The organism is Nostoc sp. T09, assembly GCF_002154695.1.
Lineage (GTDB): Bacteria > Cyanobacteriota > Cyanobacteriia > Cyanobacteriales > Nostocaceae > Aulosira.
The window spans coordinates 20002-33503 of sequence record NZ_MTAV01000103.1 but is presented as its reverse complement, the minus strand read 5'-3'; the positions used below and the strand labels follow the sequence as shown (position 1 = coordinate 33503).

Annotated in this window: 14 protein-coding genes; 6 read left to right on the top strand and 8 right to left on the bottom strand. The window is 42.6% G+C overall.

Going from position 1 to position 13502, the window contains the following annotated elements; translation table 11 throughout:
- Positions 1-308: 308 nt before the first annotated feature.
- Positions 309-944 carry a PleD family two-component system response regulator gene (locus tag BV372_RS20485; protein ID WP_086688333.1) on the bottom strand — a complete coding sequence of 212 codons (636 nt, stop codon included), beginning with the start codon at positions 942-944 and terminating at the stop codon, positions 309-311.
- Positions 945-1202: 258 nt separating this feature from the next.
- On the opposite strand from BV372_RS20485, the gene lipA reads away from it, so the two are divergent.
- On the top strand, positions 1203-2108 hold the full coding sequence (lipA, locus tag BV372_RS20480; protein ID WP_086688332.1) for a lipoyl synthase: 906 nt from the start codon (positions 1203-1205) through the stop codon (positions 2106-2108).
- A gap of 244 nt (positions 2109-2352) precedes the next feature.
- Positions 2353-2490 carry a photosystem I protein PsaX gene (locus BV372_RS20475; protein ID WP_086688331.1) on the top strand — a complete coding sequence of 46 codons (138 nt, stop codon included), beginning with the start codon at positions 2353-2355 and terminating at the stop codon, positions 2488-2490.
- 23 nt (positions 2491-2513) lie between these two features.
- Here the strand turns inward: BV372_RS20475 and BV372_RS20470 are convergent, their stop codons facing one another.
- Positions 2514-3380: a branched-chain amino acid ABC transporter permease gene (locus tag BV372_RS20470; protein WP_086688330.1), complete on the bottom strand. Its 867-nt coding sequence runs from the start codon at positions 3378-3380 to the stop codon at positions 2514-2516.
- Positions 3381-3563: 183 nt separating this feature from the next.
- On the opposite strand from BV372_RS20470, the gene hrmK reads away from it, so the two are divergent.
- A complete protein-coding gene (gene hrmK / locus BV372_RS20465) occupies positions 3564-5363 on the top strand; it encodes a hybrid histidine kinase/response regulator HrmK (RefSeq protein ID WP_086688329.1) in 1800 nt (599 codons plus the stop codon).
- A gap of 206 nt (positions 5364-5569) precedes the next feature.
- A complete protein-coding gene (gene larE / locus BV372_RS20460) occupies positions 5570-6397 on the top strand; it encodes an ATP-dependent sacrificial sulfur transferase LarE (protein WP_179198173.1) in 828 nt (275 codons plus the stop codon).
- Here larE and BV372_RS35330 read toward each other — a convergent pair.
- The 3 genes from BV372_RS35330 to BV372_RS20450 form a co-directional block, all read right to left on the bottom strand.
- On the bottom strand, positions 6380-6664 hold the full coding sequence (locus BV372_RS35330; protein ID WP_143845217.1) for a hypothetical protein: 285 nt from the start codon (positions 6662-6664) through the stop codon (positions 6380-6382). The two genes, larE and BV372_RS35330, sit on opposite strands and share 18 nt — an antisense overlap.
- Before the next feature lie 165 nt (positions 6665-6829).
- Complete coding sequence (locus BV372_RS20455) at positions 6830-7192, bottom strand: DUF4864 domain-containing protein (RefSeq protein ID WP_086688355.1); 363 nt, start codon at positions 7190-7192, stop codon at positions 6830-6832.
- A gap of 26 nt (positions 7193-7218) precedes the next feature.
- A complete protein-coding gene (locus tag BV372_RS20450; RefSeq protein ID WP_086688327.1) occupies positions 7219-8286 on the bottom strand; it encodes an SGNH/GDSL hydrolase family protein in 1068 nt (355 codons plus the stop codon).
- Positions 8287-8841: 555 nt separating this feature from the next.
- On the opposite strand from BV372_RS20450, the gene BV372_RS20445 reads away from it, so the two are divergent.
- Positions 8842-9054 carry a helix-turn-helix domain-containing protein gene (locus tag BV372_RS20445; RefSeq protein WP_086688326.1) on the top strand — a complete coding sequence of 71 codons (213 nt, stop codon included), beginning with the start codon at positions 8842-8844 and terminating at the stop codon, positions 9052-9054.
- 200 nt (positions 9055-9254) lie between these two features.
- Entirely contained in the window at positions 9255-9449 is a 195-nt protein-coding gene (locus tag BV372_RS20440) for a hypothetical protein (RefSeq protein ID WP_015130880.1), read from the top strand.
- Between the two features lie 174 nt (positions 9450-9623).
- Here BV372_RS20440 and BV372_RS20435 read toward each other — a convergent pair whose 3' ends face one another.
- The 3 genes from BV372_RS20435 to psaB all read right to left on the bottom strand — a co-directional run bounded on the left by BV372_RS20435 (position 9624) and on the right by psaB (position 13469).
- The gene (locus BV372_RS20435; RefSeq protein WP_086688324.1) at positions 9624-10529 is read right to left on the bottom strand and encodes a site-specific DNA-methyltransferase; all 906 of its coding nucleotides are present in this window, start codon (positions 10527-10529) and stop codon (positions 9624-9626) included.
- A 98-nt stretch (positions 10530-10627) separates the two neighbouring features.
- Positions 10628-11068 (bottom strand): cyanase, encoded by a 441-nt coding sequence (gene cynS, locus BV372_RS20430; RefSeq protein ID WP_086688323.1) that lies wholly within the window; start codon positions 11066-11068, stop codon positions 10628-10630.
- 169 nt (positions 11069-11237) lie between these two features.
- Positions 11238-13469 (bottom strand): photosystem I core protein PsaB, encoded by a 2232-nt coding sequence (gene psaB, locus BV372_RS20425; RefSeq protein WP_086688322.1) that lies wholly within the window; start codon positions 13467-13469, stop codon positions 11238-11240.
- Positions 13470-13502: the final 33 nt, after the last annotated feature.

The window sequence follows — 13502 nt, the reverse complement described above, 5'->3', positions numbered from 1 at the left end:
GCGCGATCGCTCCGGAGTCTATTATATTCTCTCTAGATTATTTAAATAAAAAAGCCTGCCTTTATCCTTGCTAGAAGAAACTTGGGCAGGTGTAGTATGTCTATAGCTACTTTGCTTGACATAGCAGTTGAGATTACTAATCTTTTGCAGTTCGCTCGACCCTAGGTATTGATATAAATTTCATCCACTTGCGAGATTAAGCAAAATTTATCACTCTACTAGCACTAAGAATTTTTAACCAGATGCGATCGCATATAGGTTATCGAGTCAAGTAATCAGGGTGTTCAAGTTGATATTCAGCGCCAACGCTACTTAATTTTCTGTTTAATAAATGTCACAACTTGAGCTAGCTGTTTCTTTAAACCATCAATTTCTGCTTGCATTTTGACAATTTTTTCATTGAGAATCTCAATTTCCGTAGAAGAAGCGGACTCAACAACAGAGGATTGAACTGCACTATTGACAGTACCAGAAGTTGTTACTGTGCCATTACCGTAATTAGAAGTTGAGACTGGACCATTGTTAACAGCAACACCTGCTCCAACCAAAACTGGTTCTGGGCGTACCTGTTTGGCTTTCGCCATTGCTGATTTAATTGCGCCAATTAGTTGCTTCTGGTCAAATGGCTTCCCAAGAAACTCAAAATATTCAAAGGGTTCTGGAATTTTTTCCGTCACCTCTTCCTTACGACCAGACATCATCACTAAGGGAATCTTCCTTAACTCTGGCTGGGCTTGAATTTGCTGGAAAACTTCCCAACCACTCATTTTAGGCAATAGAAAATCCAACATGATCAAGCTGAATTTTTCTTGAAGGATGAAATTGAGTCCTTCCAAGCCGTCTTTTGCTTCTATAACCTCGAAATTGCCTGGAGGCAACATTTCTCGTACTTTTACCCTGACAACTGTGGTGTCATCAATAACTAAAATCTTGTTACTTGCCACGACTGATTACTCTAAGAGAAACTATAGGTGTAGATGGCAGTTTTGCCGTTGGACCTTGAGAATTATCCCACTATATCCAAAATTTCTCTTGATTGGGGGAGAGTATATTTCGGTATAAGTGATGTTACTAGATGTGTTTTAAGAAACTTCTGCTTGTGTTCTTTTCAATTTATGTCATGGTGATATTTAAGGCTTTAACCTTGCTCTAGAGCATAGGAAACTTGCCCTACATTACCTTTGGATCTTGCTTGGATGTCTATGACTTCGTCACAACAAGCCCAACTCAAGTCAGAAATTATGGCAATGCCTAGCTGGTTACGTCGCTCAATTGGCAAAGCCAGTGAAATCTCTACCGTACAACGCATTATCAAGCAGCGCCAAATTCATACAATTTGCGAAGAAGGACGCTGCCCTAACCGCGGGGAATGCTATGCGCAAAAAACTGCAACTTTTTTGTTAATGGGTCCTACATGTACACGCTCTTGTGCATTTTGTCAAGTAGATAAGGGCCATGCACCAATGCCTGTTGACCTAGAAGAACCACAAAAGGTGGCAGAAGCAGTGCAACTGTTGGGATTACGTTATGTGGTGTTGACTTCTGTAGCCCGTGACGACTTGGACGATCAAGGAGCCAGCCATTTTGTCCAAACGATGGAGACTATCCGTCGGTTGAATCCGGAAACTCAAATTGAAGTGCTGACACCAGATTTTTGGGGTGGAGTGGGGGCTGGGGAAGAAGGTCAACGCCAACGGATAGCGATGATTGTCAGGGCGAAGCCAGCCTGTTTTAACCACAATATTGAGACGGTGCGACGCTTAACTGGACCAGTGCGCCGGGGAGCGAAGTACGATCGCTCGCTACATGTGCTTTCACTCGCCAAAGAGATAGATTCCTCTATACCTACGAAATCAGGTTTGATGCTAGGACATGGAGAAACCAGCGATGAAGTCATCGAAACAATGGCAGATTTAAGAGCCGTAGGATGCGATCGCCTAACTGTTGGTCAATATATGCGACCTTCTTTGGAACATCTGCCAGTCCAAAAATACTGGACCCCAGAGGAATTTGATCAACTCGGCAGCGTAGCATGGAAAATGGGATTCAGCCACGTCCGTTCTGGACCTCTGGTTCGTAGTTCCTACCATGCAGGTGAAGAGGCTTGAGTGAACAGGGGGACGAGGAGGATAAGGGAGTGTGGAGAGCGTGGGGAATGTGGGGAGTTCTTCCTTATCTCCTCATCTTCTCCTTCTTCCCCCAATCCCCAGAGGGGGCCCCGAGTCCCCCATCTCTTCCCCATGCTCAATACCCCAATCGCCACCACTACACAAATATTTTTAAAGAATTTGGGTAATCGGTACACCTGTTTGGTATGTCTTAAAAAGTCCTGAAATTTAGGAGAACAGACTAATGGCTGATAAAACTGCTAATTCCCCAGTTGCTAACAGTGGTGCTAAACCTCCATACCCCTTCCGTACTGGTTGGGCATTGTTTTTGTTAGCAATCAACTTCGTAGTTGCGGCCTATTACTTCCATATCATCGAATAACTTAAGAAGTTAAGCGGTGCTGCTCAAATCGTGCCTTTGAATAAACCTTTGGGACGAATGAGCAGCACCAAAATCATGATTAACAGCGCTACACCTTGTTTATATTGAGAACCCAGCCAAGGGGTGCTGACTTCTTGAGCTATGCCAATAATAAAAGCTGCGGCGATCGCACCATAAGGATTACCAATTCCACCCAAAATCACTGAGGCGAATAGGGGCAAAATCAAAAACCACCCCATATTCGGACGTACAGCAGTAATTAACCCGTACATACTTCCCCCGAAGGAAGTAAGTGTGCCAGCAATTAGCCAAGTCCAGAAAATCACTTGGTCAACATTAATACCAGAAACCCTAGCTAAGTCTAGATCGTCAGCCACCGCTCGCATCGCCTTGCCAATTTTAGTGTTTTGTAAAAGGTAGTGCAGCGCCAAAATAGCCAGCACTGCTAAACCCAATACCAACAATTGATTTTGCGGCACCTTTAAGCCCCAGATGTCTAAAGCTGGAGTAACAGGGAGATTGTAATTTTGGTTCTTACCACCCCAGATGAGGATAATGCCATTGCGTAAGAATAAGGCGAGTCCGATGGAAATAATAATCAGTGTAGTGGAAGTAGCACGGAGATTCCGCATTCTTGACCACAGCAACTTTTCTGATAACAACATCGTAGCTACTGTTCCCGCCGCAGCCAGTATCATCGACAGCCAAATGTTTATACCAGTAGTATTCACTAGCAGTGTCAGGTAGGCCCCCAAAGTTAGAAAGTCACCGTGGGCAAAATTTGACAACCGTAAAATCCCATAGGTAAGGGTAAGTCCGACGGCAGCTAGAGCAATAATACTGCCTACAGCAATCCCATTGATAATTAATTGAGCAAGTTGTATATCCATAGTCTTAAGTTGGTCTTAAGAAATTTCGAGCTTAGTGATTTCGTACATTAGATTGTGGGATCTTCGTCACATTCGACACTATAGGTTATGCTTTATAAATAGAAAACAAATGTGCGCTAATATACATAAGATCCTGTTCGCACTCTTGTGCGAAGCTAAACTTGTTCAGCGGTCTAGTTGACCATGCAGCAGTATTCAAGCTTACCAGAACAGAACTCACAGATAGATGCAACTCAAACACTTTTGACCACAATCCAGCAACTTCGGGCCGAGTTGTGGCTGGAGAGCAGCTTAAACCAGTTGCAAAGCCATCTTAATGATTGCCTGCTTTCTGCTTGTACTACTTTGCCACAGCAAAGATCTACAGAAGCAGAAATTTTTCAAATTTTGGTCAACGATCTCAATCATGCTTTAAATAGCACTCAGGTAGCGATCGCTCTGTTCCAACCACAAGAAATAACTGGTAAAGTTTGTTATCTTTCTCCATCGCCATCCCGGCGCTCACAACTTCTACACCTCGAAGCAATCTCCAAGAAAGGCAGAAAGCTGCGCTTGAGATTGGACGAGCCAATAGATCTCGAAGATTTGCAGCACCTTGAGAATCAAGAAACGCCCAGCGCTTGGCAGTTGAGCGACGATTATGGTGGCATAATAGCTTGGCTAATTATTGCTACGATACCGATTAGATCGGATTGCGATTCATTGCCAGCATTAGAAGCTCAATTGAGATCGCAACTAGTTGCACGGGCCGTTAAGTATTGCAATGTAGTGTTGGCACAGCTGAGACAAATACAATCTTGGCAACAAAAAACCCAATACTTGGGCAGTTCTAATCGGGAACTGGAGCGTACCAATCAACTTAAAAACCAGTTTTTGGCAAATACTAGTCACGAAATCCGTACACCGCTGAGTTCCATCATCGGTTTCACCCACCTGCTTTTAGCTCAAGGCTACGATCCAACTAAAGAACGTCATCAAGAGTATTTAAATATTATTCAGTCCAGTGGCAAGCACCTGCTAGCGCTCATAAATGATATTTTGGATCTCTCTAAAATTGAAGCCAACCAACTGGAAGTGCAGTGGGAAATAGTGGATGTACCAGCACTATGTCGTAATGTTTTGGCATTAGTGAAAGAAAAAGCTGCTAACAAGGGTTTAAAATTACTATTAAATCTAGACACAGATGTGACAACTCTAGTAGCTGACTCCTTACGTCTTAAACAAATGCTGTTGAATTTACTTTTCAACGCTCTCAAGTTTACGACTACAGGAACTGTTGGTTTACAGGTTGTTGCTAAAGGTAGTTTTGTGCATTTTACAGTTTGGGATACTGGCACAGGTATATCTAAAGCAGACCAGACTCAGCTGTTTCAACCGTACTTCCAAATTGCCAACTCCACAGTTAGTCGTAACGAAGGTACTGGTTTGGGTTTAGCTGTGACTCGCAAACTTGCAGAAGTTCATGGTGGTTGTGTAGAAGTTGAATCTAAAGTTGATTGCGGCTCGCGTTTTACCATCGTACTGCCCCTAAATCCCGTTGGAGAATTAGAAGGAATTGAGGGTGAAGTTGCTGATTCATCTTCCTCACCGCCTTTGCCTAACGCTCCTAGCTCTTTTCTAGAAATTTTGCTTGTGGAAAATGACTTAAACAACGCCAAGTTGATGCAAATTTATCTAGAAAAATTGGGCTATCAGGTAACTTGGGCAAAGAATGCTGCCGAGATGTGGGAAGCTTTGGAAAATATCAACCCAGCAGTAGTTTTAATGGATGTGAACCTGCCGGATGATAATGGTCTAAACTTAGTACGGCAGCTGAGAGAAAATCAGCAATATCGCATGACTCCAGTAATTGCTCAAACAGCAATGGCAATGAAAGGCGATCGCGAAACTTGTATAACGGCTGGAGTAAATGACTATATTTCTAAACCTATTGATTTACCCCTGTTAGCGAGTCTGGTGGCAAAATACAGCAAACCATTATAGGCAATTCAAAATTCGTCTGAGAAAGTCTAAGTGGAGGAAACCTCTGCTCAGATTTTCCATAAAATTCAAAATTGAGAAATATAGTTAAGTTAGTCATTCCAGCATCTATTGGTTGTTGCCTCCTGGCTTTTGAGCAATAACTATTGACACCTGACTAAAATAGAATTTGTTGGGTGCTATAGGATTTCGGCAGGACTCTAAAAATGATGCTGACAGAAAAACTTGAGCAACTAAAAGCTTTATTTGCAGAAATGGAGCAGGCACTAATAGCCTATTCTGGCGGTGTTGATAGTACTTTGGTTGCCAAGATTGCTTATGATGTTTTGGGCGATCGCGCTTTGGCTGTGACTGCTGTTTCGCCGTCGCTTTTGCCGGAAGAGTTGGAAGATGCGAAAATTCAAGCGGCAACTATTGGGATTAAGCATGAAATTGTCCAGACAAACGAAATGGACAATCCCAATTACACCTCTAACCCTGTCAACCGCTGCTATTTTTGTAAAAGTGAATTGCATGATACTCTCAAACCTTTAGCTAGGAATTTGGGTTATCCCTATGTCGTGGATGGGGTGAATGCTGATGATTTACACGATTATCGCCCAGGAATTCAAGCAGCCAAAGAAAGAGGTGCGCGATCGCCTTTAGCTGAAGTCGGTGTCACCAAATTAGAAATCCGCCAACTTTCACAACAACTGAATTTACCTTGGTGGGATAAACCTGCTCAACCCTGTCTCAGTTCCCGCTTTCCTTACGGTGAAGAGATTACTATAGCCAAGCTACAACGAGTTGGTAGGGCAGAAATTTATTTGCGAAAACTAGGTTTGAATAATTTACGCGTCCGTTCAGAAGGAGATACAGCACGTATTGAACTGCCGCCAGAACAAATCAAAGAGTTTGTATTGACAACGGATTTACAGAAAGTAGTGTCCGCTTTTCAAGAGTTTGGGTTTATCTACGTAACACTAGATTTGGAAGGTTATCGCAGCGGTAAGTTGAATCAGGTGTTACAGCCACAAACCTTAGGCGTTAAAGCATAGGATTTTGTTGGCGAATTCATCAACTAGTACAGCACGGCGTAAATAAGCGCAAAGTTGAACCAGTGTGTTGGTGTTAGCGTAGCGGTAGCGACGTAGGAGCGTCGGCAGTGCGGTCTTGGGGGTTTCCCCATGAGCAACTGCCGAAAGGGTTCCCAAGGCAGTCCGGTCTTGGTGGTTTCCCCTGCATAGGAACTGCCGTCGGCTTAAAGGAGGCAGTGCGTTCGGTCGCCAGACTTGTTCGCTAAAAGCGTTCCCGAAGGGTAGCAACTGCCGTCAACTGCCGTTGGCGGTGTCGGTTTGAGTCCCCGAAGTTTGCTCAACGCTCTTAACCCGCGCACGCAACTTCTCTTCGCCAAACTTTGTAAGAGAACCACCCATTAGAAATGTCTGAAATCTTTGCTAAAAAATAATTACGAATTTCACGTAGCAGTACTAGTTAATTTCAGCCTCCACAGGAATGAGAACGCACCCGTTAATCTTCCAGGTGGAATCAGGTTGCTTTTCCATTAAATACAATGCCCTTACTGGAACTCCATCAGGCCCAAGCAGCAGTACTAGTTGAGTTATCTTTCCGTGGATAGTTGTGATTTTTTCAAAGAATACAGAACGAGGCCGATACACAGCTGGATAACTAAGCCGCACCATTTGTATAAAGTTTTCTGGGTTGCGGAATTGGACTTGGATTTCCGGGCTGGCAAAGGCAAAAGCACCTGCGGTATCATCCTTTTGAAATGCTTCTAATTGACGTTCGATAACATAACGTATAGCGACGGAATCGCTATCAGTGATTTTCATAAATCTAAAATTGCGATCGCGATCGCTCAATTATTGCGCTGAGTTACCCTTAATTCTATCTGCTCTATTGCTGCTCGCCAAACGTCATAACCATCTGGCGACAGATGTAAGCCATCTGTGGTTAACTCTTGGCGTAAATTGCCTTCAAAGTCTGTAAACCACCTATACATATTTATATAAGTAACTTTTTCTTGTTTGGCAATCAGTGCAAGTTGTGTATTGAGATGACGAATGCGCTGGTTAGAAATTGTTGGCAGGCGAGCAGGTAAAATTGATTGAATGATTATCTGAGCATTTGGGTGAGCCTGCCGTAAGCTGCGCATAATTCGGCGATGATTGCGCAAAATTACTTCGTCACTGGCACCTTTGCGGATGTCATTGATTCCAGCCATAACATAGATTACCTCTGGCCGCGTTTCTGAAAATGCTGCCAATCTTTTTAAGACACCACTGGATGTATCTCCAGAAATTCCCTGATTTAACCATAATTTGCCAGTAGGCAGTTTTTCTTTAGGAAACCACATGCTCAAAGAATCACCTACTAAAATGCCCAGACGATTTGCGCCTTTGCTTTGAGCGATCGCTTTGGCTTCCAAAGCTAATAAACGTTTCCAATCGTCATAAGTTAGTTGACGTTTCTTAGCTGACTCCGATATTGATTGCAAGCTATCTTCATCCAAGCGTTTATTAATTTGGCCTGTTTTTAAAGCCGCTAATCTTTGGTAGTAAAGTTGACTATTTGAAGCCAGCGTACGGTTACCTCCCAGGGACGTAGGGTTGAGTGATGGCTCTACTGGCGTTAGCAAACCCTGGTTGGTAAACTCTGGTAAAGCGACACCAAAGTTGGGGATGATTTTCTCATTTACTCTCGGCGGCGAACCTTCTAAAGTTTGCACAGCCTGGCTATAAAATTCTGGTAAGGAGATGTCAACACTGGGGATAGTTTTCTCACCTATTGTTAGCTGCGAACCCTGTTTTAAATCCCAATGGAATCTAGAATTTTCTGGCAGAATAATCGACATCTGTGGAAGAGCTGATGCTGGTATTGCCAATCCTGTTAACAAGCTTGCTGCCAACAGATAAGGGTCCCTCATCGTTTTTTCTCTCCTATACTCATTGCTTTCTCTTATGACAGTAGTAACTGGCTAAATTCAGGAAAATTTTACTTCGGTATAAGTTCTTATTTTGATTTACTCTGTCTATGTCTGTAAAGCAGGTTCACGGGGTTCAGTTTGACAATTTACAATCTCTTTAAACCGAATTTTTACGGATATCTAGTCAATTCTCTCTGTGGAAATACTTTCAATACATACATAGATTCTACTGACCCTACCGCTTTCCCTTCTGACAGTTAGGTGTTGTAGCGCTCGCTTAGCTCTACAATAAACTCAAAAACAACAACTGTATTTGTATGCTATTACACTAAATATTTATGTAATTCTACTGTTAGTAATTTATAAATGATTTTTGATTTTATCATCAAGGAGGCTGTTAGCTTTAATGTTGTTAGCATGGTAAATATCTAATTAACTTTAAGCTCTGTAATTTAGGGAATTTTACTGATTGCCTTGATTTTGCTAGAGCAAGAGGCTATCTATTTTAATTTTCTCATATAAAATTCGACGATGCTAACGCATCATGTGTCAAATATGGGATTAATCAGATTAAAGATTCGAGAACTCGCACAAGAGAAAGGATGGACTTTGAAAGAAGTTTCTGATCGCTCTGGCGTGATTTACAGTACAGTGAGAAGCTATGCTCGCCGTACCGGGATGACAACAGTGGATTTTACGTCTATCCACAAATTGGCTCGAACATTTGATGTGATGATTGAAGACTTAGTAGAAATTCTAGAGGAATAGTTAACTTTTTTGAATGTTCTAACCATAGGAATAGGAAATTTATTTTTTTTCTGCTACTAAGTTTTTATAAACATTGCTCTTAATACTTATATGTAAAATCTGCATGAGAGTAATTTAAATTGATTACTATAGTTATATAGAAGAACTCCGTTGGAAATGCTAAGATTTAGGCGAAGTCATTAATATTTACTTGTTATTTTGTGGCTAGAGCTAGTACTGCGATCGGTGTCAGTCCCATTATTAAAGAGATTGTGCAAAAACAGGCACATTCGACACGTTTAACTCTGAAAGAGGTGATACTTATGGGGATGTTAGCAATTGATAAACTCGACGATCAAAGTCGTCAAGAGCTAGCAGACGAAGTTCATAAAATGCAGGTTAACGGTGAAATATAAATCTGCTTTTTGGCACTAAGAATTAAAAGTCCAAAGCGAACATTTTAACTATTTAAAAAGTTATGAGTTGTTAGTTATCAAAATTTGAATTGGAGATTTCTAGCTCAGATAAAGTAACATTTATCGAGGTGATAAACTCTAAGTTCAAATATAAAAGTTCTCACAGTTTGCTGATTATTCATTAAAACGGTAACGGCTTCCCGTAACATAATCTTCATTGATTTCAAAAGCAAGCCATTGACGTTGCAAAGTCTCAGCAACAAACCCAGTAGTGTTAGATCCTGCAAATGGATCTAACACTACATCACCTTCATCAGTCAAAAATTTAATAAAGAACTCGGCGAAACTTTTAGGAAAACGCGCTGGATGGGGTTTAATTCCTGCTGCTTTACAGCGGCGGAAATAAGAACTATTTGATTCAGTGTTGGCAATTTCTAATAGATTTGGTGGAATTGCACCTTGGTTATCCTTTTGGAATTTATCAGAAATATCATGTCCGCTAGGACGTATTTTTGGTTGATAGCCATTCTTGAGTAATTGCTTCATACTTGAGCTATATGGCTTTAAAACATTTCTATTGTCTGCTTTAGGATTTGGCGTTTTTGATAACCACCAAACGATATTTACTGAATCTTTTACGCGAATACGCCTAATTGTTACCCACTCAGCAGGAGTAGGTAATCGTGCCGGATTATAGTGGTAAAATTCTTGCGCTAGAAAAAAGCCGACTTCTTTGCACAATCTCACTAAAAGTTCGTATTGATAGATACTCCGCACAGGATTACCGGGGAGATAAGCACCACCTAAATCTAAAATAAATGAGCCATTCTCAGCCAGAACCCTTTTAAATTCATAGGCAAAAGGTAGAAACCATTCTATATATTTTTCAGATGTTTCATTACCGTATTCTTTTTTGCGTGTAAGCGCAAAAGGAGGTGAAGTGAGAATTAAATTAATAGTGTTGTCATCAATGAATTTGAGCAGTTCTAGACTATTACCTAAATATATTGCTCCATTATTTTGGGTGTAATAAGGGATAAAATTACTCGATTCCTGTGTGTTTTTAGTTTGTGCTGTCAAGAGTAATTAATTTTCTACTTAGAAACTATTCAGTTAAAGAAAATAATATTTGCTGGCATAAGGATAGAAATAAAGCCATCATATCCAAAAATGATATCCTACCATTTTTTGTAGGGTAAAAATTTCCCAGACATAATAATTTTCACGCGATCACCCTTGGGGTCTTCTTCTTTTTCCACATCCAGGGTGAAGTCAATCGCACTCATAATCCCGTCGCCAAACTTTTCCTGAATTACATCCTTAATGGGAAAACCATACACTTGCATAATCTCGTAGAAACGATAAATAAGTGGATCGGTTGGTACAACTTGGCCTAATCCTTTTAGAGGGTATGCAGTCAGTTCTTGAATATAACTAGCATCTAACCCCAAAGCTTCCACCAGTAACTTCGCTTCTTCTTCAGAAGCGCTAGCTTGACGGTAGAATACAGCAGCAATCCATATCTCATCACGCCCGAGAATTTCTTCTAAATCTGCAAATCTCAGCCCTTTATCTTTCTTCGCTGCTAGTAACTTTTGAGTAATTTCGGGAATAGACACGTGATAACTCCTGTAATTGAATGATTCTGCTTTATAACTAAGGTTAATTTTAAGCGATAGCTATTTCTCTATGCTTAAAACAACGAGTGCTATGACAATTGTTTTACAAAAAATCCCCCACCTTGCGGCGGGGGATTTTGATTAATTACCTAAAACACTATTAGCCGGATCAACCGAACTTACCAGCGGTGGAGGCAATTAGGAAGGCTGCGTAGGTGAAGACGTAGCCAACAGTAAAGTGAGCTAGACCAACCAAACGACCTTGAACGATGGAGAGAGCAACGGGCTTATCTTTCCAGCGAACTAGGTTAGCTAGAGGAGTGCGCTCATGTGCCCAGACAAGGGTTTCAATCAACTCTTGCCAGTAACCTCTCCAAGAGATCAGGAACATGAAGCCTGTTGCCCAAACTAAGTGTCCGAATAGGAACATCCAAGCCCAAACAGACAAGTTATTCACGCCGTAGGGGTTGTATCCGTTAATCAACTGAGCAGAGTTAGCCCAGAGGTAGTCACGGAACCAGCCCATCAGGTATGTGGAGTTTTCGTTGAACTGAGCAACGTTACCTTGCCAAATACCCAGGTGTTTCCAGTGCCAGTAGAACGTAACCCAACCAATTGTGTTCAGTGCCCAGAACAGAGAGAGGTAGAAGGAGTCCCAAGCTGAGATGTCGCAAGTACCGCCACGACCAGGACCGTCGCAAGGGAAGGCATAGCCGAAGTCCTTTTTATCGGGCATCAGCTTAGAACCACGGGCATCCAAAGCACCCTTAACGAGAATTAAGGTGGTGGTGTGCAGACCCAAAGCGATCGCATGGTGTACCAAGAAGTCGCCAGGACCGATTGTTAAGAAGAGGGAGTTAGTGCCAGAGTTAATGGCATCCAACCAACCAGGTAACCAAACGTTGGCGTAGTTGGGGTAGGCTGTGTAAGCAACGCTATCAGGGTTAGACAGTAAGGCATTTAAGCCGTACAGTACCTTACCGTGGGAAGCTTGGACAAACTGAGCAAATACTGGCTCAATTAGGATTTGCTTTTCAGGAGTTCCGAAAGCAACTACTACGTCGTTGTGTACGTACAAGCCTAGGGTATGGAAGCCTAAGAAGAGAGATACCCAGCTGAGGTGGGAAATAATCGCTTCTTTGTGCTTAAGTACACGTTCGAGTACGTTACCTTTGTTTTGTTCGGGGTCGTAGTCACGCACCCAGAATATTGCACCGTGGGCGAAAGCGCCTACCAACAGGAATACAGCAATGTACTGGTGGTGAGTATATAGCGCTGCCTGGGTTGTGTAGTCCTTAGCAATAAATGCGTAAGGAGGCATGGCGTACATGTGCTGCGCCACTAGGGAGGTAATTGTTCCCAATGCAGCTAGGTGAAATCCTAACTGGAAGTGCAGAGAGTTGTTATAGGTATCGTACAACCCTTGGTGAGGCAGGTTGAACTGACCTTCGCTCTTGCTACCGGGTACTAAACCAGACTTGGAGTTCAGCATTTCTTTGATGCTGTGACCAATTCCAAAGTTAGTCCGGTACATATGTCCGGCAATGATGAAGATAACAGCGATCGCCAAGTGGTGGTGAGCAATATCAGTCAGCCACAGGGATTCTGTTTGGGGATGGAAGCCACCCAAGAAAGTCAGGATTGCAGTACCTGCACCTTGAGATGTGCTAAATACATGACCTGCTGTATCAGGGTTTTGGGCGTAAACACCCCAGTTACCTGTAAAGAATGGTGTCAAGCCTGCTGGGTGGGGTGCAGTAGATAGGAAGTTGTCCCAACCTACGTGCTGTCCGCGCGCTTCAGGGATTGCAACGTGGATCAAGTGACCGGCCCAAGCCAGAGAGCTGACGCCAAACAAACCTGCCAAGTGGTGGTTCAGGCGGGGTTCAGCACTCTTAAACCAAGAGAGGCTAGGACGGAACTTGGGTTGCAAGTGCAACCAACCAGCAAACAGGAACAATGCTGCTAACAATAGGAGGAAAACGGAACCAGTGTATAGTTCGCTGTTTGTCCGCATACCGATGGTGTACCACCAGTGGTAAACACCAGAGTAAGCAATGTTTACAGGATTGCTAGCGCCAGCTTGGGTAAAAGCCTCAATCGCTGGTTTACCAAAGTGGGGGTCCCAAATTGCATGAGCGATTGGACGGATGTGAATGGGATCTTTAATCCACTGTTCAAAGTTACCTTGCCAGGCTACGTGGAACAGGAGGCTGGATGCCCACAGGAAGATGATTGCCAAGTGACCGAAGTGAGTAGCGAAAATCTTTTGGTAAAGATTTTCCTCTGTCATGCCATCATGGCTTTCAAAATCGTTACCTGTAGCGATCGCATACCATATCCGACGCGTAGTCGGGTCCTGTGCGAGATCCTGGCTAAATTTTGGAAATTTCGTTGCCATAGGTTTTGATAATTCCTCTGACCTTTAGCCATC

What these genes read in the sequence shown, in the direction of transcription:
- lipA (WP_086688332.1), top strand. Translation starts at nt 1,203, where the DNA reads ATGACTTCGTCACAACAAGCCCAACTCAAGTCAGAAATTATGGCAATG.
- BV372_RS20475 (WP_086688331.1), top strand. Translation starts at nt 2,353, where the DNA reads ATGGCTGATAAAACTGCTAATTCCCCAGTTGCTAACAGTGGTGCTAAA.
- BV372_RS20470 (WP_086688330.1), bottom strand. Translation starts at nt 3,380, where the DNA reads ATGGATATACAACTTGCTCAATTAATTATCAATGGGATTGCTGTAGGC.
- hrmK (WP_086688329.1), top strand. Translation starts at nt 3,564, where the DNA reads ATGCAGCAGTATTCAAGCTTACCAGAACAGAACTCACAGATAGATGCA.
- larE (WP_179198173.1), top strand. Translation starts at nt 5,570, where the DNA reads ATGCTGACAGAAAAACTTGAGCAACTAAAAGCTTTATTTGCAGAAATG.
- BV372_RS20455 (WP_086688355.1), bottom strand. Translation starts at nt 7,192, where the DNA reads ATGAAAATCACTGATAGCGATTCCGTCGCTATACGTTATGTTATCGAA.
- BV372_RS20450 (WP_086688327.1), bottom strand. Translation starts at nt 8,286, where the DNA reads ATGAGGGACCCTTATCTGTTGGCAGCAAGCTTGTTAACAGGATTGGCA.
- BV372_RS20445 (WP_086688326.1), top strand. Translation starts at nt 8,842, where the DNA reads ATGGGATTAATCAGATTAAAGATTCGAGAACTCGCACAAGAGAAAGGA.
- psaB (WP_086688322.1), bottom strand. Translation starts at nt 13,469, where the DNA reads ATGGCAACGAAATTTCCAAAATTTAGCCAGGATCTCGCACAGGACCCG.